Origin of the sequence: Azorhizobium sp. AG788 (genome assembly GCF_004364705.1) — a bacterium.
GTDB classification, from domain to species: domain Bacteria; phylum Pseudomonadota; class Alphaproteobacteria; order Rhizobiales; family Xanthobacteraceae; genus Azorhizobium; species Azorhizobium caulinodans.
Window position 1 is genome coordinate 340,657 of the sequence record NZ_SOBM01000002.1, and the last position, 20,442, is coordinate 361,098.

Sequence of the window (20,442 nt, forward strand, 5' to 3'; positions counted from 1 at the left end):
CGCAGCCTTCGCACCTGCCGGCGCGCTTATGACCGGGCTCGCGATCTATGGCGGGCTGTTTGTCACCGCCTTCATCGCCGCGACCATCCTGCCGCTGCAATCGGAGGCGGCGCTCGTGGCCCTGCTTCTGACCGGCGATCGGCCGTGGTGGGCACTGGTGGCCGCGGCGAGCGCCGGCAATGTGCTGGGGTCGCTCACCAATTGGATGCTTGGGCGCGGGATCGAGCGCTATCGCGATAGCAAATGGTTTCCCGCAGATGGCAAGGCGCTTGATCGCGCGCAGCGCTGGTATCGCCGCTATGGCAAGTGGTCGCTGCTGCTGAGTTGGGCTCCGGTGGTGGGCGATCCGCTGACCGTGGTGGCGGGCGTGCTCCGGGAGCCGCTTGCCAGTTTCCTGCTTCTGGTGGGCATCGCCAAGGTTGCGCGCTACCTGATTCTGACGGCACTCACGCTCAATCTCTTCACGTGATGTGGAGCGTGAGGATGCGCCGAAAATCTGCTGCGCGAGCAGATGGTTGGTTCCATCTTCTCATGTGGAGAAGCGGTGGAATCAGGCCTCGAAAATCATTCCGTCGAACGCGGGAATGATGCGTTCCGGCAGGCGTGCCTTCAGCTTCCCATAGTCCAGATCGGTATGGAGGTTCGTGAGGATGGTGCGGGCAGGGCGCATGCGCTCCTCATGCTCCAGCGCCTCCGAAAGGCTGAAATGGCTTGGGTGGGGCGTTTCACGCAGTGCATCAAGAATCCAGACGTCAAGATTCTCCAAGGCTTTCAGACTGTTTTGCGGAAAAGCGCTGACGTCGCTTGAATAGGCAACGCCACCAAATCTGAAGCCGAACGAATCGATGTCGCCATGGTGCTGGCGGAACGGCAAGGCAGTGATGGGACCGCCCTGCCCCGTCACGGTGATCTCGCGGCCCTCATGGAAACGGTGCTCGGTGAGGATGGGCGGATAGTTGCTGCCCGGCGGCGTCACGAAGCAGTAGCCGAAGCGCGCATGCATGGCGCGGGCGGTCTCCTCGTCCATATACACGTCCATGCGGCGGCGGTTGTGGATGACCAGCGGGCGCACGTCGTCGATGCCGTGGGTGTGGTCGGCATGCTCATGGGTGATGAGAAGGGCATCCACATGGGTGACGCCCACGTCCAGCAACTGTTCGCGCAGATCCGGGGAGGCGTCGACGAGCACGGTGGTCACGCCGTCGGGGCCGGTGCGTTGGACAAGCAGGGAGCAGCGGCGGCGGCGGTTGCGTGGCTCGTTCGGATCGCAGGCGCCCCAGCCCTGCCCCACGCGGGGAACGCCGCCGGAAGAGCCACAGCCCAGAATGGTGAATTTGAGCGTCATGGGAAGCCCGCCTGCACCGCCTTCGCGCGGCCTTTCGACCCTTAGGCCGTGTCAGGGGATTCTCCAAGCCTTCCCCTCCCTCCGCCGAAAGCTGCGGCGGGGCGGCAGGCGCCCGCAACATTTTGCTTAACGCAGCGTTGAGCACGCGAAACGGGCGTCCCGTTCGCGCGGTGCCCTGGCGGGGGTGAGAGAGAATGTTCAACGATCCGGGCCTCGCCCGTGTCACGAGGCCGGTTCACCGGGAAAGCCGCACGCTGGTTTTTCTTGGCGCGCTCGCGCTCATCGCGGTGGTCTACATCGGGCGCGAGGTGTTCGTGCCCGTCGCCCTGGCCGTGCTGCTCAGCTTCGTTCTTTCTCCCGTTCTGCTGGTGCTGCGCCGGCTCCGCATCCCGCGCACGTTGGGGGTGGCCGGCGTCGTCATGCTCACGTTCATCGGACTTCTCGCCCTCGGCGCGGTCGTCGCCACGCAGGTCGGACAGTTGGCCAGTGATCTACCGCACTATCAGGCGAACGTACGCGACAAGATCCGGGATCTGAAAAGCACGGCGTCGGGCTCGGCCACCATGGAGCGCGTGGCGGGCATGCTCCAGGACCTCTCGAGCGAGCTCGACCGGCCCGACCCGCAGCCGAAGCTCCAGCTCGATGCCGCCGCTGCGGTCCAGCGCCCCATCCCGGTGGAAATACGGGCGCCGGAACTCGGCACGCTCGCCATGTTGCGCTCGCTGGGCGAGCCGCTGCTACATCCGTTGGCGACCACCGGCATCATCTTCATCTTCCTCATCTTCATCCTTCTCCAGCGGGAGGACCTGAGGAACCGCTTCATCCGTCTGGCCGGGGCGCATGACATCCAGCGCACGACGGCGGCGCTGGATGATGCGGGAGCCCGTCTCTCGCGTTTCCTGCTGACGCAGGTGGTGCTCAATGCGGGGTTCGGCTGTGTCATCGGGCTCGGGCTCGGCCTCATCGGCGTGCCGAGTGCCATGCTGTGGGGGCTGCTCGCCGCCGTCCTGCGCTTTGTGCCCTACATCGGCGCGATCATCGCGGCGCTGTTGCCCTCCGCGCTCGCACTGGCGGTGGATCCTGGCTGGTCCATGGTGCTGTGGTGCATCGTCCTGTTCGCGGTGGTGGAGCCCGTGGTGGGGCACATCATCGAGCCGCTCCTCTACGGACGCAGCACCGGGCTCTCGCCCGTCGCCGTCATCGCCTCCGCCACCTTCTGGACCTGGCTCTGGGGGCCCATCGGCCTTGTGCTCGCAACACCGCTGACGCTGTGCCTCGTGGTGCTGGGCCGGCATGTGGACCAGCTCGAATTTCTTGACGTGATGCTGGGTGACAGTCCGCCCCTGAGCGCACCGGAACTGTTCTACCAGCGCATGCTGGCCGGGGACCCGGTCGAGGCGTCAGGCACGGCGGAGGATTTCCTGAAAGACCACGCTTTGTGCGCCTATGTGGACGAGGTCGCCCTGCCCGCGCTGCGTCTCGCGCAGGCCGATTTCGAGCGCGGGGCCCTCGATCTGGAGCGTATCGAGCGGATAAGGCTCAGCGTGCAGGAACTCGTCTATACGCTCGGCCCCGGCGAGGACGAGGCTGTCGCCGCGACCGAGAGCACACCGACGGCCGATCGGCCCATCCTGTGCATCGGCGCGCGCACCGGCCTTGATGAAGCGGCGGCCATGCTCGCCGCCATGGTGCTGGGCGCCAACGGCCTGACCGCTCAGGTGGAGGGGCCGAGCCGGCTCCAGCGGGCGAGCCTCATCAGCCTTGATGCCACGCAGGCGGCGATGATCCTCGTCTCCGCCATGGACAGCAACAGCACCGCGCTGCTCCGCTACGCAGTCCGGCGCCTGCGCCGCCGCCTGCCGCATGCGGTGATCCTGCTGGGCGCGTGGGGACTTTCGGACGACCGCAGCCTGCGCAACAGCCTGGAGGAGCATGGCGATCCGGTTTCGGCGCGCATGTGCGACGCGCTGTCCGCGGCGCGTCGGCTGGTGCCGCCGTCTCCGCCGGACAAGACCCTGCCCCGCCTTGAACGGAGCGCGGCAGCGAGCTGACGCGACCGGCAGGGCTTGCGGCGTACGCCGCCCTGTGGATGGCTAGGCCTCCAACGGGAGGCAACAATGACACTTGAGACATGGGCCGCGTTCGCACTGGCGTCGGCCATTCTTCTCGCCATTCCCGGTCCGACGATCCTGCTCGTCATCTCCTATGCGCTCGGTCATGGCCGCCGTCCGGCGGCCGCCATCGTCGCCGGCGTCGCGCTCGGCGACCTGACGGCCATGACCGCGTCGATGCTGGGTCTCGGGGCGGTACTGGCCGCCTCCGCGGCGCTCTTCACGGGGCTCCGCTGGATCGGCGGCGCCTATCTCGTCTATCTCGGCATCAAGCTCTGGCGTGCACCGGTGCAGCCGCTTGTGGCCGCGCCCGTGCAGAACGATCGGCTGGCGCGCATCGGCTTCCACGCCTTCGCGGTGACGGCGCTGAACCCGAAGAGCATCGTCTTCTTCGTCGCCTTCGTGCCGCAGTTTATCGAGGCATCAGCGCCGCTGCTGCCGCAGGTGGCGGTAATGGAGCTGACCTTCGTCACGCTCGCTGCCCTCAATGCCGCGCTCTATGGCTGGCTCGCGGCGTCGGCCCGCGCACGGTTCGCCAGCGTTACCGCCCGGCGCGCCATCAATCGCGTCGGGGGCGGGTTATTGATGGGGGCCGGCCTGCTCGCCGCCGGTTGGCGCAAGGCCGCGGCCTAAAGGCGGCGGCTCAGACCCGGCGCGGCGTGTGGAGCGCGGCGGGAGTGACGCTGCGCACGTCCGTGAGGCCGGCGAGGGCCATGCTGGTGTCGAGTTCCTTGCGCAGGATTTCAAGCACCTGCGTCACGCCCCCCTGCCCTCCGGCGGCGAGGCCATAAAGCCACGAGCGGCCGATCAGGCAGCCGCGCGCGCCGAGCGCCAGCGCCTTGAGCACGTCCTGCCCGGTGCGAATGCCACCATCGAGCAGGATTTCCGTGCGCGAGCCCACCGCCGAGGCGATCTCCGGCAGCACGCTGATGCTGGCGGGAGCGCTGTCAAGCTGGCGTCCGCCATGGTTCGACACGACGATGGCATCCGCGCCATGGTCGGCGGCGATGCGGGCGTCCTCGGGATCAAGGATGCCCTTCAGCACCAGCTTGCCGGGCCACAGGCTCCGGATCCAGGCCACATCCTTCCAGCTCAGCGAAGGGTCGAACTGCTGGGCCACCCACTGGGCCATGGCGTTGAGATTCTTGCCCGCTGGCATCCAGCCCTGAAGATTGCCGAAGCTGCGGCGCTGGCCGCGCAACACGTTCAGCGCCCAGCCGGGCTTGGTGGCGATGTCGAGCGCATTGGCGAGGGTGAGGCGCGGCGGCACGCTGAGGCCGTTCTTGATGTCCCGGTGGCGCTGGCCGTGAGCCGCAAGGTCCAGCGTCAGCACCAGCACCGGACAACCGGCGGTCCGCGCCCGCTCCACCAGCGACTGGGTGAAGGCCCGGTCCCGCATCACATAGAGCTGGAACCAGAAGGGCTTTTCCACGGCCCCCGCCACATCCTCGATGGAGCAGATGGACATGGTGCTGAGCGTGAAGGGCACGCCGAACGCCTGCGCGGCCCGCGCGCCGAGGATCTCGCCATCGGCGTGGAACAGCCCGGTGAGGCCAGTGGGCGCGATGCCCACCGGGATGGTGACGTCCTGTCCCAGGAAGGTGGTCGTAACATTGCGCTTCGAGACGTCCACCATCACACGCTGGCGCAGGCGGAGCGCATCGAGTTCGGCGTAATTGGCCGCGAGCGTGCGCTCGTCATAGGAGCCGCGCTGGGCGTATTCGAACATGGAACGCGGAATGCGGCGGCGCGCGATGTCGCGCAGATCGGCAATATTGGTGACGGGCGCCACGGCAGGCCTCATCGAAACGCAAAACGCGCGCACCGGATGGCGCGCGCGTCGAAGCTCTTAGACCCGGCGAGCCGGCAACGGAAGCGCCGGCGCTGCCGCAGGCGCTTCCTCCTTCGGCCTATCGGCCCCGGCCGGCCGGGGCCTTCACCTTAATGGCGAGGCAGAGGATGGCGGCGATCACCGGGCCGGCGGCCAGCGTCAGCAGGGCCGGCGTGAAGCTCTGGGTGGTGTCCTTGATCCAGCCCACGAGATAGGGACCGGCGAAGCCGCCGATCTGGGCAAAGCCGTTGATGGCGGCCAGCCCCGCCGCAGCGGCAGCGCCGGTGAGGAACTGCGTCGGCAGCGACCAGAATACGCCCAGCACCGCCCACACACCGAAGGCAGCCGCGCTGATCAGCATCAGCCCGACCAGCGGAGTCGGCGCCACGGCACTCGCCGCGAGAAACAGGCCGCCGAAGAGCGCCGCGAGAGCCGTGTGCCACTTGCGCTCGCCGGTGCGGTCCGAACTGCGGGCCACCAGCACGAGGCCGATGGCGGCGAAGACGAAGGGCACGGCGGTGACAAAGCCCGTCTGGATGTCGGACAACCCGCCGATGGAACGCACGATCTGCGGCAGCCAGAGCACCACGCCATACACCGCCATGGCGTTGAACATGTAGATGAGGGTGAGCAGCCACACACGCGGATCGCGGAAGATCGCGCCATATTCGTGCGCGCCGGTGTTGGCGACCTCCCGGTTCTCGCGCTCCAGTTCGGCGATGAGCCACTTGCGTTCCGCTTCGTCCAGCCAGCGGCCATCCTGCGGACGGTCCACGAGATAGAAGAAGGTGAAGACACCGAGGATCACCGCCGGCAGGCCCTCGAGGATGAAGAGCCACTGCCAGTTGGCGAGCCCGTGCCAGTTGGGCACGGTGGCGAGGATCCAGCCGGAGATGGGGGCGCCGATCACGGTCGACAGGACGGTGGCCGTCATGAAGCCGGCGGTCGCCTTGGCGCGGTCGCGGGCCGGGAACCAGTAGGTCAGATAGAGCAGGATGCCGGGCACGAAGCCGGCCTCCGCAGCGCCCAGCAGGAAGCGAAGGATATAAAAGCTGGTCTCGCCCTGGATGAAGGCCATGGCACAGGAGATGAGGCCCCACGTCACCATGATGCGGGCGATCCAGATGCGGGCGCCCACCTTGTGCATCATCATGTTGCTGGGGATCTCGAAGGCGATGTAGCCGAGGAAGAAGACGCCGGCGCCGAACCCGTAGGCGGTCGCCGAAAGCCCGAGATCCTTGTTCATGTGCGTGGCGGCAAAGCCTACGTTCACACGGTCGAGGTAATTCACGATGAACAGGACGAAGCAGTAAAAGACGATCCGCCAGCGCAGCTTGGAAGCGATGCGCTTGCGCATGGCTTCGCCGTCGGCAGCAGATGCATCCATGGCGATGGATGGCATGGCCGTTTCTCCCAGCATGAATATTGGCGTTTTTTATTGGTCGCCGGCGGAAACACGTCCGCCAGCGACAAAGGGCACCAGAAGGGTCGGTGCTCAGTATGTGGCGCGGCCGCCCGAGACGTCGAAGACGCCGCCGGTGGAGAAGGAGCATTCTTCCGAGGCGAGCCAGCACACCAGCGCCGCGACTTCCTCGATCTGGCCGAAGCGGCCCATCGGGATCTTCGACAGCATGAAGTCGATGTGCGCCTGGGTCATCTGGTCGAAGATGGCGGTGCGCACCGCTGCGGGGGTAACGCAGTTCACCGTGATCTTGTTCTTCGCCAGCTCCTTGCCGAGCGACTTGGTGAGGCCGATCACGCCCGCCTTGGAGGCGCTGTAGGCCGGGGCGTTCGGATTGCCTTCCTTGCCGGCGATGGAGGCGATGTTGACGATGCGCCCGTAGTCCTTCTCCAGCATGTAAGGCACCACGGCCTTGTCGCAGTAGAAGACGCCGTTGAGGTTGATGTCGATCACCTTGCGCCAGTCCTCGACCGGATAGGTCCAGGTGGTGGTGTTGGGGCCGGTGATGCCGGCGCTCGCGACCAGGATGTCGATCTGCCCGAAGGTGTCGGCCACCGTCTTGGCGGCGGCTTCCACCGCCGGCCAGTCGGACACGTCGAGGGCGACGCCGATGGCGTTGGCGCCGAGCCCGGCCTTGGCGGTCTCGATGGCGGCGGGATCGCGATCCCAGATCGCCACCTTGCCACCCTCGGCGATGATGCGCTGGGCGATGGCGAGGCCGATGCCGGCCGCACCGCCGGTGACGACCGCGACGCGGCCCGAAAAGCGAGTGCTATCAACCATTACTTCTTCTCCCAGGCGACGCAGGTCTGCTTCTGACGGCCGAGCTTGTCGATACCCAGCTCAATGACGTCGCCGGCCTGGAGATAGACCGCCTCGGGCTTGATGCCCATGCCGACGCCCGGAGGGGTGCCGGTGGTGATGATGTCGCCCGGCAGCAGGGTCATGAATTCCGACAGGTAGCTCACGATGGTCTTCACATCGAAGATCATGGTGGCGGTGTTGCCGGTCTGGCGGCGCTGGCCGTTCACGTCCAGCCACATGCCGAGCTGCTGCACGTCGCCCACCTCGTCGGAGGTGACGAGCCACGGGCCGATGGGGCCGAAGGTGTCGCAGCCCTTGCCCTTGTCCCAGGTGCCGCCGCGCTCGATCTGGTACTCGCGCTCGGACACGTCATTGATGAGGACGTAGCCGGCCACGTGATCGAGCGCCTCGTCCTTCGAGACGTAGGAGGCGCGCTTGCCGATGACGATGCCGAGTTCCACTTCCCAGTCGGTCTTCTTCGAGCCGCGCGGGATTACCACGGCGTCGTTCGGACCCTGGATGCAGGAGGTGGCCTTCATGAAGACCACCGGCTCGGACGGGATCGGCAGGTTCGATTCCGCCGCATGGTCGGTGAAGTTCAGGCCGATGGCGATGAACTTGGCCACGTTGGCAACCGGCGCGCCATGACGCGGCGTGCCCTCCACCACCGGCAGGGACGACACGTCGAGCGCCTTCAGCTTGGCCAGCCCCTCGGGGGTGATGGCCTCACCGGTGAGATCGGGAATGACGCCCGACAGGTCGCGGATCTTGCCGGCCTCATCGAGGAGGCCGGGCTTTTCCTGGCCCGCGGGGCCGTAACGCAGAAGCTTCATGGAATTTCATCCGCCTCAGTGGGTGTAGGGGCGCGAGAGCTTGCACTCGGGGTTCAGGCGCACGCCGAAGCCGGGGGTGTCGTCGAGCTTCAGGCGGCCGTTCACCGGCACGGGCTCGTCGAGCAGGAGCGGGGTGAACATGGGCACCACCTGATCCGGCACCGGGTGCATCATCAGGAACTCGGCAAACGGGCTGTTATGCCGGGTGATGACGAAGTGATAGCTGTAGACCGAGGAGCCGTGCGGCACCACGAGCACGCCGGCCGCATCCGCGAGCGCCGTGATCTTGATGAGCTCGGTGATGCCGCCGCACCAGCCCACGTCCGGCTGGATGATGTCGCAGCATTCCATGTCCAGCAGCATCTTGAAGCCCCAGCGGGTGGCCTCGTGCTCGCCGGTGGTGATGAGGTGGCCCTTCGGCGCGTTCTTCTTGAGCGCCGCATAGCCCCAGTAATCATCCGGCGGCAGGGCTTCCTCGGTCCACTTCAGGCCCATCTCGTTCCAGGCGATGGTGGAGAAGCGCGTGGCATATTCCACATCCAGCGCCATCCAGCAGTCCTGCATGAGCCAGAAGTCCTTGCCGACCTTGTTCCGCATGTCGTTGAGGATGTCGAGGTTCTTGCGAAGCCCCTCCTCGCCCTCTGCCGGACCATGGTGCAGGGCCATCTTGCCGCCGATGAAGCCCATCTCCTTGGCGAGATCGGGCCGGGCGCCTGTGGCATAGAACTGGAGTTCGTCGCGCACCGCGCCACCGAGCAGGTGGTACACCGGCTCCTTGCGCCACTTGGCGAGCAGGTCCCAGAGCGCCAGGTCCACGCCCGAGATGGTGTTCACCACCAGACCCTTGCGCCCATAATAGAGCGTCGAGCGGTACATCTGGTCCCACATCAGCTCGATGTCGGTGATCTTGGCGCCTTCGATGAAGCGGGCGAGGTGCTTCTCGACGATCCAGGCGGCGGGCTCGCCGCCGGTGGTCACCGCGAAGCCGACCGTGCCGTCGGAGGCCTCCACCTCGACCACCAGCGTGCCGAGCACGTTGATGCCGAAGGTGCGCCGGCTCTGGCGATAGGCCGGATACTTGGACATGGGGGTTGCGATATGGTCGTCGATCCAGTGGGTGCCCTGCTGGTCGTGATAATCGCCGCCCCCGCCGCGCACCACATAGGCGCGCACTTCACGAATGGTAGGCACGGACATCAACGGTCTCCTCGAGCAGTCACAGGGGTGGCGCCGGCCGCGGGCTGGCGGGCTGCGCCCAGCGCCAGGATGGCGAGGACGCCGATGAAGGTGGTGGCGGCGAGCACATAGAGGCCGGCCGGGGCGCCGAAGGTCGCATCGGCCCAGTTCTTCACATTGGGGGCGAAGAAGCCGCCGAGGGCGCCCATGGCGTTCACGAGGGCGATGCCGGCGGCCGCCGCCACGCCACCAAGATAGCGGGTGGGGAAGGTCCAGAACATCGGCTGCACGGCGATGAAGCCGGCGGCGGCGAAGCACAGGGCGACCAGCGCGACGGCGGGCGGTGTGCCGGCGGAAACCGCGATGCCGGCACCCGAGACGGCGAGGGTCAGGGCCGCGAGGCTGCGGTGTTTGCCGGTCTGGTCCGCGAGGCGCGGAATGAAATAGGTCGCGGCCATGGCGCAGATCCACGGGATCGCAGCGACGAGACCCACTTCAAGGCCCACCTTCTTGCCGAGCAGCGCGGCCACCTGCGTCGGCAGGTAGAAGACGACGCCATACACGCTCATCTGGATCAGGAAGTAGATCACCACGAAGTGGAGAATGCGCGGATTGGCGAACGCCGCCTTGAGGCCGGCATGGCCGTGGCTTTCCTTGGCCTTCTCCTCCGTGGCGATGGCCGCCACCAGGGCCTTGCGCTCGTCGGCGGGCAGCCATTTGGCATCGGCGGGCTTGTCGTCGAGATACCAGAAGGCCCAGATGCCGACGATGCTGGCCAGCAGGCCCTCGATGAGGAACATCCACTGCCATCCTTCAAGGCCCCACGCGCCGTGGAACTCCAGCAGCAGGCCGCTGAGCGGGCTGCCTAGGATGAAGGAGATGGGCGCGCCGAAATAGAACAGGCCGAGGATCTGGCCGCGCTTTTCCTGCGGGAACCAGTAGGTGACGTAGAGGATCACGCCCGGAAAGAAGCCGGCCTCCGCCGCGCCGAGCAGCAGGCGCAGGGCATAGAAGGACATCTCGCCTTGGGTGAACATCATGGCGGCCGAGACGAGGCCCCAGGTGACCATGATGCGGCACATCCAGATCTTGGCACCGACCCGGTGCATGATCAGGTTGCTGGGCACTTCAAAAGCCGCATAGGTCAGGAAGAAGAGACCGGCGCCGAGCGCATAGGCGGCAGCCGAAATGCCGGCGGACGCCTGGAAGGCATCCTTGGCAAAACCGATGTTCGCGCGGTCAAGAAACGCCAGCACGTACATGAGCAGCAGAAAGGGCACGAGGCGAAGGCGCGCGCGCGCGACCGCCCGTTCGAGCGTCGGGTTGGACACCATGATGGCGTTTCCTCAGGGACTGAAGTTTGGGGGATTGGCGCATCCCATATTGTGGGATGTCATCTTATTATGTAGGATGATGATTAGGAGAGGTTTCGGAGGGTGTCAATGTCCGTTGCTAGCGTTGGAAACGGTCCGGACGAGAGCGGCCCCGAAGGCAAGGCGGCAGGTCCCGCAGGCAGCCAGGCCGTGATGCGCGCGCTTGACGTGCTCGAGGCCGCCGCATCCGACCCCATCGATCTCGGCACCCTCGCCTCGAGCCTCGGCCTCACCCGCAGCACGGCGCACCGTCTTGCCAGCGGTCTGGCTGCGCGTGGCTATCTGAGGCTTGCGCCCGGCGAGGGCTATTCGCTCGGCCCGAAGGTCATGGAACTCGGGGCACGGGCGCGGGCCCAGCGACCCCTCGCCCGCATCGCCCGTCCGCATCTGGAAGCGCTGGCGGCCGAGACCGAGGACACGGTTCATCTCGGCGTGCTGGAAGGCGACTGGGCGCTCTATCTCGACAAGCTGCCTGGACGTCGGCGTTTCGAGATTTCCTCCCGCGTGGGTGAGCGCCACCCGGTCTGGTCCACGGGCCTTGGCAAGGCGCTGATTCTCGACGGGGATGCGGCGACCTGGGAGCGCTTCTTCGAGATCGGCTCCGCACGCGGCCCGAACCGCGAGCAGGCGCGCACCGCCTGGCTCGGGCGCATGAGCAATTATGCCGACTGGGGCTACGCCTTCGACCTGGAGGAAAACGAGCCGCGCGTGCGCTGCGTGGCGGCGCCTATCCGCGATGCCTCGGGCCTCACGGTCGGCGCCATCAGCGTCTCCAGTGCCTCCCATTACATGGACGATGCCCGGATGAAGGCGCTGTCGCAGACGGTGACCGGAACGGCGGACCGGATCAGCGGCGAGCTTGGCTGGCGGCGCAGGCCGTCGGGCCAATAGGAAAGCAGCGCTCAGCGGGGCTGCGGCATAAGGACCGGCGTCGCGCCGCTCACCTCCCTGCCAGCGGGCTTGATCCGCCCATAATTTAATCTATCTGTGCAGTGGAAATGAGGAGACAGACCATGTCCCGACTGCCCCTGCGCACCGTTGCCGATGCCCCCGAAGCCGCCCGCCCCTTCCTCGAGACGGCCGAGAAGAACAACGGCTATCTGCCCAACCTGCTGCGCGTGCTCGCCAACGCGCCGGTGGCGCTTGAAACCTATCTGACGGTCTCCGGCATCAACGCACGCGCCTCGCTGAACCTCTCCGAGCGCGAGGCGGTCCAGATCACCGCCGCCGCCACCCACGGCTGCGGCTTCTGCGTCGCGGGCCACACCGCCATCGCCGAGAAGAAGGCGCATCTGCCGGCGGAAACCATCACCGCCCTGCGCGGCAAGGCGGAAGTGCCGGATGCCAAGCTCGATGCCGTGGCCCGCTTCACCGAATCCGTGATCGCCCATCGTGGCGCGGTGCCGGAAGCCGACCTTGCGACGTTCAAGGCGGCCGGCTTCAGCGACCAGCAGGCGCTGGAAGTGGTGCTCGGCGTCAGCCTCGCGACACTCTGCAACTTCGCCAACAACCTCGGCCAGCCGCCGCTGAATGAACAGCTCGCCGCCTATCGCTGGGAGCCTGCCAAGCCGGTGGCCGCCGAATGAGCCCCCTCCCCGCGCGCCCATTGGCCGATCCGCGCTGCGACGGCTGGCTCACAGAGGCGGCCGACGCGCTCGATACCGGTGCCACGCTCTGCCAGGACCTGCTCCCGCGCCTTGCGGCGGCCGGGCTTCCGGCCGTCGGTGTGCCGCAGGCCCGAGGCGGCGCGGGTGGCACGGTGATCGACGCGCTCGAGGCGCTTTCGGAGGTGGCGAGCCATTCGCTCGCCGCCGCCTTCGTTCTGTGGGGCCACCGGACCTACATCGAATATCTGCTGCAAAGCCCCAACCTCGCGCTGGCAGACGCGTTGCTACCGGACCTCTTGACCGGCACTCAGGCGGGTGCAACGGGCCTGTCCAACGCCATGAAGCATCTTGCTGGCATGGAACCGCTGCAGGTGACCGCGGTGACGGACGGATCGGCCCTGAAGGTGAACGGCGCCCTGCCCTGGGTGACCAACCTGCGGCCGCAGGGGTTCCACGTGGCGGCGGCGGTGGACGGGCCGGACGGCGTGCCTTTCGTTGCCAGCTTCGCCGGGACGGACGGCGGTGTCTCCCGCTCGGACGATCTCGAACTCATCGGCCTGCGCGGCACCAACACCGCAGCCATCAGTCTGTCCGACGTGCGCCTCCCGGCCGACCGCATCATCGCCGTGAATGCGCGCGAATGGCTGCCGCGCGTCCGGCCGGCTTTTGCCGGTCTGCAATGCGGCATGTCCATCGGGCTCGCGCGCCGGGCCCTTGCGGAAGCGCGGGATGCTGGCGGCGCGGGCCGCGGCATCCTCGCCCAGCCGCTCTCCGAGACGACGCAGCGGCTGGAAGCGGCCCAGTCGGCCCTTTTTGCGGGGCTGCGCAGCCGCGCCTTCGAGGCGGACGTGGGACCGCTGTTCGAGATCCGCATCGCGCTCGCCGAAGTGGTGGCCGAGGCGGTGGCGCTGGAGCTTCAGGCGCTGGGCGGCAAGGCCTATCTCGCCGGACCGGGGCGGGGCTTTGCCCGCCGCAGCCGCGAGGCCGCCTTTATCCCGGTCATCACGCCCAGTCTCGTGCAGCTCAAGACGGCTCTGGCCAAGCGCCGCGAGCAGGCGGCATGACATCGCCCGCTCTCGTGGCGGACGGCATCAGCCTGCGCTATCCCGGCGCCGAGCGCCGGGTTCTGGCCGACTTTTCGCTCAGCCTCGACGCGGGTGAGGTGGTGGCTCTGCTCGGCCCCTCTGGCGTCGGCAAGTCGAGCTTACTGCGGGTGCTGGCGGGTCTTCAGCCGCCCGATGGCGGGCGCATCGTCATGGATGGCGCGCCGGTGACGACCGTCCATCCCCGCCTTGCCCTCGCCTTCCAGAGCCCCGGCCTGCTGCCCTGGCTCGATCTGGAGCACAACGTCGCCTTCGGCCTCGACTTCAAGCGCCAGCCGAAACTCTCCCGCGCCGAGCGGCGGGCGCGGGTGGAGCATGCCATCGCCGAAGTGGGCTTGAGCCACGCCCGCCGCCTCAAGCCGGCGGCGCTCTCTGGCGGCATGGCCCAGCGGGCGGCGCTCGCCCGCTGCCTCGCCCGCAAGCCGCAGGTGCTGCTGCTGGACGAGCCCTTCGGCGCGCTGGACGAGGTAACGCGGGCCGAGATGCAGGACCTGCTGCTGAAGGTCGTGCGCGATTACGGCACGGCCGCGGTACTCGTGACCCACGACATCGACGAAGCGCTGCTGGTGGCCGACCGCGTGGTGCTGCTCGGCGGCGCGCCCGGCCGGGAGATCGGCCAGTGGCGCATCGACCTGCCAAAGCCGCGCGGCGCCTTCATTTCCGAACTCGGGGCCCTGCGGGTGGAGATCCTGACCACCCTGCGCAACGCCATCCGCGAACAGTGAACGGGGACAATATGCTCACCGACGATTTCTTCTCGCGCCGCGATGTCATGCGGCTTTCAGCGCTGCTCACCGCCGCCGGTGCCGCTCCCTTCCTGCAGGCCGGCGCTGCCCGCGCGCAGGAGAAGGATGCACCCGTGCGGGTCGGCTATCTGCCGATCACAGACGCAACCCCGCTCCTCGTCGCGCACGGCAAGGGCTTCTACGAGGCCGAGGGCCTGAAGGCGGAAAAGCCGGTGCTGTTCCGCAGTTGGTCGCAGATCGTGGAGGCCTTCCTCTCGGGACAGGTGAACGTGGTGCACCTGCTGTCGCCCATCACAGTGTGGGCGCGCTACGGCAGCAAGGCGCCGGCCAAGGTGGTGGCGTGGAATCACACCTCCGGCTCGGGCCTCTCCGTTGGCCCGGACATTCAGTCGGTGAAGGATCTCGGCGGCAAGACCGTCGCCATTCCCTTCTGGTACTCGATCCACAATGTGGTGCTTCAGGCGCTGCTGAAGGAGAACGGTCTCACCCCCGTCTCCAAGAAGACAGGCACGCCGGCTGCCAATGAGGTGAACCTCCTCATCATGGCGCCGTCGGACATGGTTCCCGCGCTCGCTGCCAACCAGATCGCCGGCTACATCGTCGCCGAGCCCTTCAATGCCGCCGCGGAGGTGCTGAAGGTGGGCCGCGTGCTGCGCTTCACCGGCGATGTCTGGAAGGACCACGCCTGCTGCGTGGTCTTCATGCAGGAGAAGGATCTGGCCGAGCGGCCGGAATGGTCGCAGAAGGTGGTGAACGCCATCGTCAAGGCGCAGGCGTGGACCCGCGCCAACCGGGGCGAGACGGCTGAGCTGCTCTCCAAGGACAATCCCAACAAATACACGCCGCACAGTCTCGAAGTGCTGAAGCGCGTTCTGGATCCGGCGGCCGCCGACGAGAGCTCCTATGTGGCCTCCGGCGCCATCCGTCACCCGGACTGGCGCGAGAAGCGCATCGACTTCCAGCCCTATCCCTTCCCGAGCTACACCGAGGAACTGGTAACGCGCCTCAAGGGCACGCTGGTGGAAGGCGATCGCGGCTTCCTTGATGCGCTCGATCCCGCCTTCGCGGCGAAGGATCTGGTGGACGACCGCTTCGTGAAGGCGGCGCTCGCAAACTCCGGAGGCCTTGCCGCATTCGGCCTGCCGGAGAGCTTCACACGCACCGAGGTCGTCTCGGCGTGAACCCGCGTCCGGAGATCGTCCAACCGCCCGCGCCGGTGGCGAAAGCCGCCGCAGCCAAGCGTGGGCGGGTCGGGCGTGCGCTGCTTGGTCTGGCGGGGCTCGCCCTGCTGCTGGTGCTGTGGTGGCTGGCCTCGGACGTGCTCGCGCGTCCGGGCAGCTTCGCGCAGAAGTTCTCACCCACCACCGCTCTGCCCGCGCTCTGGCGGCTGCTGCTGCATTCGGACCTGCCGCTGAACATCCTCGTCAGCCTCAAGCGGGTGCTGGTGGGCCTTGGCATTGCGCTGGCCGTGGGCGTGCCGGTCGGGCTCTTGGTGGGCAGTTCGCGGCAGGCGGAGGCGGCGACGACGCCGGCCTTCCAGTTCCTGCGGATGATCTCGCCCCTGTCCTGGATGCCCATCGCCGTGATGGTGTTCGGGGTGGGCGACGCGCCCATCTATTTCCTGCTCGCCTTCGCCACCGTCTGGCCCATCCTGCTGGCCACGGCGGCGGGCGTGCGGCAGATCGATCCACAATGGCTGCTGGTGTCCCGCAGCCTTGCGGCCACGGGTTGGGAGACGCTGTCACGCGTCATCCTGCCGGCCATTCTCGGCCATGTGCTCACCGGCGTGCGGCTGGCCATCGGCATCGCCTGGATCGTGCTCGTTCCCTGCGAAATGCTCGGCGTTTCGGCCGGGCTCGGCTACTTCATCCTCGATACGCGGGATCGCCTCGCCTATCCCGAGCTGATGGCCACCATCCTCGTCATCGGCATCATCGGCTTCGCCCTTGATGCCTGTGCGCGTGCCCTCGTGGAGCGTCTGGCCCCCGGACGGGGCTGAGCGGGAAGGGCGGCCCAACGCCGTCCGTCCCTCTCCGCCGGGCCGGACCATCCACGCCTCATCCCTGCATGCTGCGCCAGCGGTGCGGGGTGGTGCCGGCGAAGCGCCGGAAGACGGTGGTGAAATGCGCCTGCGTCTGGAAACCCACCGACAGCGCGATCTGGACCAGCGGCTCGGTGCTCTCGCGCATGAGCTGCTGCGCCCGCTCGACGCGGCACTTCAGCAGATACTCGTGCGGGCGAAGGCCCGTCGCGATGCGGAACTGGGCGGCAAAATGCATGCGGCTGAGGCCCGCCGCCGCGGCCATGTCGGCGAGGGTCACCGTCTCGCAGAGACGCTCCTGCACATGCGCCATGACACGCTTCAGGCGCCACTTCGGCAGGCCGGGCCGAACCCGCGCGGGAGCCGGTGCCGGCAAAGCCTCGTCCACCTGCGGCGCATGGGACTGGCCGTCGAGAGTGAGGATGCGGGCGACGATGGCGAGGCGCAGCGCATCCGCATGGAGTCCGCCGGCCGAATCCACCTCCGCGCTCTGGAGCGCCTGAGAGAGTTGCGCAACCACACGGTCGTCCACGAGGGTGCGGCGGTGGTCGGCGGGACGCGCCAGCAGGCTGTCCAGACCGACAAGGGTCTGGCCCGCCGCCCGCGCCTGGGAAATGGCCAGCACGAGACCCATGTGGGGCAGGTGCACCGACAGGACATCGCCGCGTTCCTCGCCCGCCGGACGCGGTAGGGCATCGGCGCCGGACTGGTCACCGGCGAGCAGTGCGATGACCCCACCCGCGCGGAGGTCCGGGAGATACGGTGCGACATGGAAAGACATGCGAATACCCCACGTGCTTGAAGGTGGATCACGTTCGGGCCGGATCAGCGGCTCGGTGACATCAGCATGGGGAAACGGCGCTCACCCCTCCATCCTACGTCATGGTCGGGGACACAGCAGATGGGCGGTTGAGACCATACCTTCGTATATTCCGGATCCTCGCCCCGGACGGTAGCGTGGCCTCGCGCGGCTACCAGAACGTGAAAGACGGGACAGGTATTGGACAAGACGGCGCCTCGCGCGCTGCTAGTTTTGATGTCTGATGCGTCACGCGGGGGCGGGAGAGGATATTGTCGAGGTCATCGGCCGAGCGGCCGTCCCAGTGCTGGATGCGCCTGCTCATGATAGGCGGCCTCTGCGCCGTCATCTTTCTCATCGACACCCTGTCGCCGATGGATATGGCCATTGCCGTGCTGTACGGCGCCGTGGTCCTTTTCGCCTCTGCCGAACTCGACCGCCGCGGCCTCCTTCTGGTCAGCGGCGGGTGCGTCCTCCTCACGGTCCTGAGCTTCATCATCACCCACGGCGAGGCCTATACGCTCGCGGCGACCATGCGCGCCGTGGTGGCCATTGCCGCCATCGCCATCACCACGCTCCTCGCGCGGCGAAACCAGGATGCCACCGCCTCCCTGCGGGATCAGGCCGCCCTGCTCGACCTGTCGCACGACGCCATCTTCGTGCGCGACCTCGGCGGGGTCATCACCTACTGGAGCCGGGGGGCGCATCAGCTCTACGGCTGGAGCGCCTCCGAGGCGGTGGGCCTGCAAACCGAGGCACTGCTGCGGACCCGCTTTCCCTGCCCGCTCGACCACATCATGGCGGAGCTTGAAAGCACGGGGCAGTGGGACGGGGAACTCGTCCACACCACCCGCGATGGCCGCAAGGTGGTGTGCCTCAGTCGCTGGTCGCTCCAGCGGGAGGCACAGGGCCGGCCCGCGCGCATCATGGAGACGAATCACGACATCACGGCCCGCAAGCAGGCCGAGGACGATCTCCATCAGGCGCGCAGCGACATCGCTTATGTGACGCGCCTGAGTACGCTGGGCGAGCTCGCCACCTCCATTGCCCACGAGGTCAACCAGCCGCTCGCCGCCATCGTGACCAATGGCGAGGCGGGCCTGCGATGGCTGCAGCGGGACGTGCCGGATCTCGGCGAGGTCCAGCTGAGCATGAGCCGCATGATCTCGAACGCCCAGCGCGCGAGCAACGTGGTGGGACGCCTGCGCGCGCTGGTGCGCCGGGACGCGCCCGACCATCTGCCGCTCGATGGCGGTGAACTGGTCGAGGACTGCCTGCTGCTGCTGGAGCGCGAGCTGGCGAACAACCGGGTGAAGGTCTGCCCCTCCTTCCCGCCCGACCTGCCACGGGTGCGCGGCGACCGGGTGCAGCTTCAGCAGGTGGTGATCAACCTTGTCCTCAATGCCGCTCAGGCCATGCAGGCGGTGCCCGAGGAGGAGCGCGTGCTGCGCATCAGCGTCCACTGCGGCGGGGCGCCGCCGGCCCCCTGCCTGCTCATCGAGGTGGAGGACAGCGGACCGGGCGCGCCGCCGCAGGTGCTGAACGCGCTTTTCACCCCTTTCTTCACCACCAAGAAGGACGGCATCGGGATCGGCCTCTCCATCTCGCGCTCCATCGTGGAGGCCCATGAGGGCCGCATCCTCGCAACGCCGGCCGAGCCGCGGGGGCTGCGCATGACCGTTCAGCTCCCGATCATCGGCGACATGGCAGCGCCCGGTCTGCAGGAGAAGGCCTCGTGATGAAGGTCCAGAAATCCCGCAAGGAAACGGCGCCCCCGACCCCTGTGGTGATCGTGGTGGACGACGACGCAGGTCTGCGCGAGGCCCTGTCCAGCCTGTTCCGTTCGGTTGGCCTTGAAGTGGCGCTCTTCGCCTCGGCGCTCGAGATGCTCGCCGCCCCCCTGCCGGACGCGCCCCGCTGCCTCGTGCTCGACATCCGCCTGCCCGGCGTCAGCGGGCTCGACTTCCAGCAGCAGTTGACGCGGCAGGACGTGGACATGCCCATCATCTTCATGACCGGACACGGGGATATTCCCATGTCGGTGCGGGCCATGAAGGCGGGCGCTCTCGATTTCCTGACCAAGCCGTTCCGCGATCAGGACATGCTCGACGCGGTGCTGGCGGCCATCGCCATGGATCGCACGCGCCGCGACGAACGGGCCGCGTCCGACCATGTCCGCACGCTCTATGAGAGCCTGACCGAACGCGAGAAGCAGATCATGGGGCTGGTAACCTCCGGCCTCATGAACAAGCAGGTGGCCGCGGAGGTGGGGCTCAGCGAGATCACGGTGAAGATCTATCGGGGCAATGTGATGCGGAAGATGGCCGCACGTTCCTTTGCCGACCTCGTGCGCATGGCGGAGGCGGTGGGCCTCAGCAAGCCGAAGGCCTGACCCGCCAAACGTGTGTATGATACTCCTCGGGCCCTTCGAGGGCCTATGGTGAGCCTCGATGCGGTGCGCATGCCGAACGGCAGCGCGCCCGAAGAGGTGCTGACGTGTCTGTTTCTCCGATGATCACGATCATCGACGACGACGAGTTCGTCCGTCTCGCGACCGAGAGTTTCATGCGGTCGCTGGGTTTCGAGACCCGGACCTTTGCCTGTGCAGAGGACTTCTTCTCGTCGCCGCTCCGACATGCCACGGACTGCATCATCACCGATGTGCAGATGTCGGGCATGAGCGGCGTGGAGCTCCTCGCCCGTCTGCGCGCTGAAGGAAGCGCCGTGCCGGTGATAGTCGTGACGGCCTTTCCCAGCGATCGCATCCGCTCCCGCGCCACCGAGCTAGGGGCGTTGGGTTTCTTTCCGAAGCCCTTCAGCGGCGCCGACATTGTGGCCTGCATCGAGAAGGCCGTCGGGCCCGGACCGGCAGGCCCCTGAAACCGCCTCGTTTCAGCTCGACAGGACTGTTGCGCCGGCGGCCAGCACGATCAAACCAAGGACGATGAAGCCCCAGGTTCGCCAACTCGGTGGTGCGCTGGCGGGCGCGCGGTTGTCTTCCTCACTCCGGGGCCTGTAGAGCTCCCCGACGGCCGGGTCTCCATCGGCAATCCGGTCCCCGCGCTGCGGCGGCTCCCAGGCACTTTGCGGCCGGTTTCCGCTGGCCTCGTCGTCAGTCCCGAGGGGAGCTGCGGCGAGATCGGGATAGCGGATCTTGTCCCGCGTCTGCCCCGCATCCGTGGCATGGCGTACCTTCTGGGCATCGGTCATG

21 protein-coding genes are annotated in these 20,442 nt (G+C 67.4%); 12 read left to right on the forward strand and 9 right to left on the reverse strand.

Annotation, left to right across the window (positions count from 1 at the left end):
* Positions 1-28: 28 nt before the first annotated feature.
* On the forward strand, positions 29-469 hold the full coding sequence (locus DFO45_RS05580; protein ID WP_133864105.1) for a YqaA family protein: 441 nt from the start codon (positions 29-31) through the stop codon (positions 467-469).
* 81 nt (positions 470-550) lie between these two features.
* Here the strand turns inward: DFO45_RS05580 and DFO45_RS05585 are convergent, their stop codons facing one another.
* Entirely contained in the window at positions 551-1,345 is a 795-nt protein-coding gene (locus DFO45_RS05585) for an MBL fold metallo-hydrolase (protein WP_133864106.1), read from the reverse strand.
* A gap of 194 nt (positions 1,346-1,539) precedes the next feature.
* Here DFO45_RS05585 and DFO45_RS05590 point away from each other — a divergent pair, with 194 nt between their 5' ends.
* Both DFO45_RS05590 and DFO45_RS05595 read left to right on the forward strand, forming a co-directional pair.
* Positions 1,540-3,396 carry an AI-2E family transporter gene (locus DFO45_RS05590; RefSeq protein WP_133864107.1) on the forward strand — a complete coding sequence of 619 codons (1,857 nt, stop codon included), beginning with the start codon at positions 1,540-1,542 and terminating at the stop codon, positions 3,394-3,396.
* Between the two features lie 66 nt (positions 3,397-3,462).
* Positions 3,463-4,089 (forward strand): LysE family translocator, encoded by a 627-nt coding sequence (locus DFO45_RS05595; protein WP_133864108.1) that lies wholly within the window; start codon positions 3,463-3,465, stop codon positions 4,087-4,089.
* A 10-nt stretch (positions 4,090-4,099) separates the two neighbouring features.
* Here DFO45_RS05595 and DFO45_RS05600 read toward each other — a convergent pair whose 3' ends face one another.
* The 6 genes from DFO45_RS05600 to DFO45_RS05625 all read right to left on the reverse strand — a co-directional run bounded on the left by DFO45_RS05600 (position 4,100) and on the right by DFO45_RS05625 (position 10,896).
* A complete protein-coding gene (locus tag DFO45_RS05600; protein WP_133864109.1) occupies positions 4,100-5,248 on the reverse strand; it encodes an alpha-hydroxy acid oxidase in 1,149 nt (382 codons plus the stop codon).
* 118 nt (positions 5,249-5,366) lie between these two features.
* On the reverse strand, positions 5,367-6,674 hold the full coding sequence (locus DFO45_RS05605; RefSeq protein WP_133864415.1) for an MFS transporter: 1,308 nt from the start codon (positions 6,672-6,674) through the stop codon (positions 5,367-5,369).
* Positions 6,675-6,782: 108 nt separating this feature from the next.
* Positions 6,783-7,532, reverse strand: coding sequence for an SDR family NAD(P)-dependent oxidoreductase (locus tag DFO45_RS05610; protein ID WP_012170796.1), 750 nt, complete (start codon positions 7,530-7,532; stop codon positions 6,783-6,785).
* Positions 7,532-8,386 (reverse strand): fumarylacetoacetate hydrolase family protein, encoded by an 855-nt coding sequence (locus DFO45_RS05615; protein ID WP_133864110.1) that lies wholly within the window; start codon positions 8,384-8,386, stop codon positions 7,532-7,534. The genes DFO45_RS05610 and DFO45_RS05615 overlap by 1 nt, the downstream gene beginning before the upstream one ends.
* Positions 8,387-8,401: 15 nt before the next feature.
* Positions 8,402-9,583, reverse strand: a complete 1,182-nt coding sequence (gene rhmD, locus DFO45_RS05620) for an L-rhamnonate dehydratase (RefSeq protein ID WP_012170798.1) — start codon at positions 9,581-9,583, stop codon at positions 8,402-8,404.
* A complete protein-coding gene (locus DFO45_RS05625) occupies positions 9,583-10,896 on the reverse strand; it encodes an MFS transporter (RefSeq protein ID WP_133864111.1) in 1,314 nt (437 codons plus the stop codon). Before DFO45_RS05625 ends, rhmD begins: the two co-directional genes overlap by 1 nt.
* Positions 10,897-11,004: 108 nt before the next feature.
* Here DFO45_RS05625 and DFO45_RS05630 point away from each other — a divergent pair, with 108 nt between their 5' ends.
* The 6 genes from DFO45_RS05630 (at position 11,005) to DFO45_RS05655 (ending at position 16,390) form a co-directional block, all read left to right on the forward strand.
* On the forward strand, positions 11,005-11,826 hold the full coding sequence (locus DFO45_RS05630) for an IclR family transcriptional regulator (protein WP_133864112.1): 822 nt from the start codon (positions 11,005-11,007) through the stop codon (positions 11,824-11,826).
* A 122-nt stretch (positions 11,827-11,948) separates the two neighbouring features.
* A complete protein-coding gene (locus DFO45_RS05635; RefSeq protein ID WP_133864113.1) occupies positions 11,949-12,521 on the forward strand; it encodes a carboxymuconolactone decarboxylase family protein in 573 nt (190 codons plus the stop codon).
* Positions 12,518-13,606: an acyl-CoA dehydrogenase family protein gene (locus DFO45_RS05640; RefSeq protein WP_133864114.1), complete on the forward strand. Its 1,089-nt coding sequence runs from the start codon at positions 12,518-12,520 to the stop codon at positions 13,604-13,606. The genes DFO45_RS05635 and DFO45_RS05640 overlap by 4 nt, the downstream gene beginning before the upstream one ends.
* Complete coding sequence (locus tag DFO45_RS05645) at positions 13,603-14,370, forward strand: ABC transporter ATP-binding protein (protein ID WP_133864115.1); 768 nt, start codon at positions 13,603-13,605, stop codon at positions 14,368-14,370. Before DFO45_RS05640 ends, DFO45_RS05645 begins: the two co-directional genes overlap by 4 nt.
* An 11-nt stretch (positions 14,371-14,381) precedes the next feature.
* A complete protein-coding gene (locus tag DFO45_RS05650; protein WP_133864116.1) occupies positions 14,382-15,572 on the forward strand; it encodes an ABC transporter substrate-binding protein in 1,191 nt (396 codons plus the stop codon).
* Positions 15,569-16,390 (forward strand): ABC transporter permease, encoded by an 822-nt coding sequence (locus DFO45_RS05655; RefSeq protein ID WP_133864117.1) that lies wholly within the window; start codon positions 15,569-15,571, stop codon positions 16,388-16,390. Before DFO45_RS05650 ends, DFO45_RS05655 begins: the two co-directional genes overlap by 4 nt.
* Before the next feature lie 58 nt (positions 16,391-16,448).
* On the opposite strand, the gene DFO45_RS05660 is transcribed toward DFO45_RS05655, so the two are convergent.
* Positions 16,449-17,213 carry an AraC family transcriptional regulator gene (locus tag DFO45_RS05660; RefSeq protein WP_133864118.1) on the reverse strand — a complete coding sequence of 255 codons (765 nt, stop codon included), beginning with the start codon at positions 17,211-17,213 and terminating at the stop codon, positions 16,449-16,451.
* A 290-nt stretch (positions 17,214-17,503) separates the two neighbouring features.
* Here DFO45_RS05660 and DFO45_RS05665 point away from each other — a divergent pair, with 290 nt between their 5' ends.
* The 3 genes from DFO45_RS05665 (at position 17,504) to DFO45_RS05675 (ending at position 20,111) form a co-directional block, all read left to right on the forward strand.
* Complete coding sequence (locus tag DFO45_RS05665) at positions 17,504-18,970, forward strand: ATP-binding protein (protein ID WP_133864119.1); 1,467 nt, start codon at positions 17,504-17,506, stop codon at positions 18,968-18,970.
* Positions 18,970-19,623: a response regulator transcription factor gene (locus DFO45_RS05670; protein WP_133864120.1), complete on the forward strand. Its 654-nt coding sequence runs from the start codon at positions 18,970-18,972 to the stop codon at positions 19,621-19,623. Before DFO45_RS05665 ends, DFO45_RS05670 begins: the two co-directional genes overlap by 1 nt.
* A gap of 104 nt (positions 19,624-19,727) precedes the next feature.
* Entirely contained in the window at positions 19,728-20,111 is a 384-nt protein-coding gene (locus DFO45_RS05675; RefSeq protein ID WP_133864121.1) for a response regulator, read from the forward strand.
* 12 nt (positions 20,112-20,123) lie between these two features.
* On the opposite strand, the gene DFO45_RS05680 is transcribed toward DFO45_RS05675, so the two are convergent.
* Entirely contained in the window at positions 20,124-20,441 is a 318-nt protein-coding gene (locus tag DFO45_RS05680) for a hypothetical protein (RefSeq protein ID WP_133864122.1), read from the reverse strand.
* Between the last annotated feature and the right edge of the window lies 1 nt (position 20,442).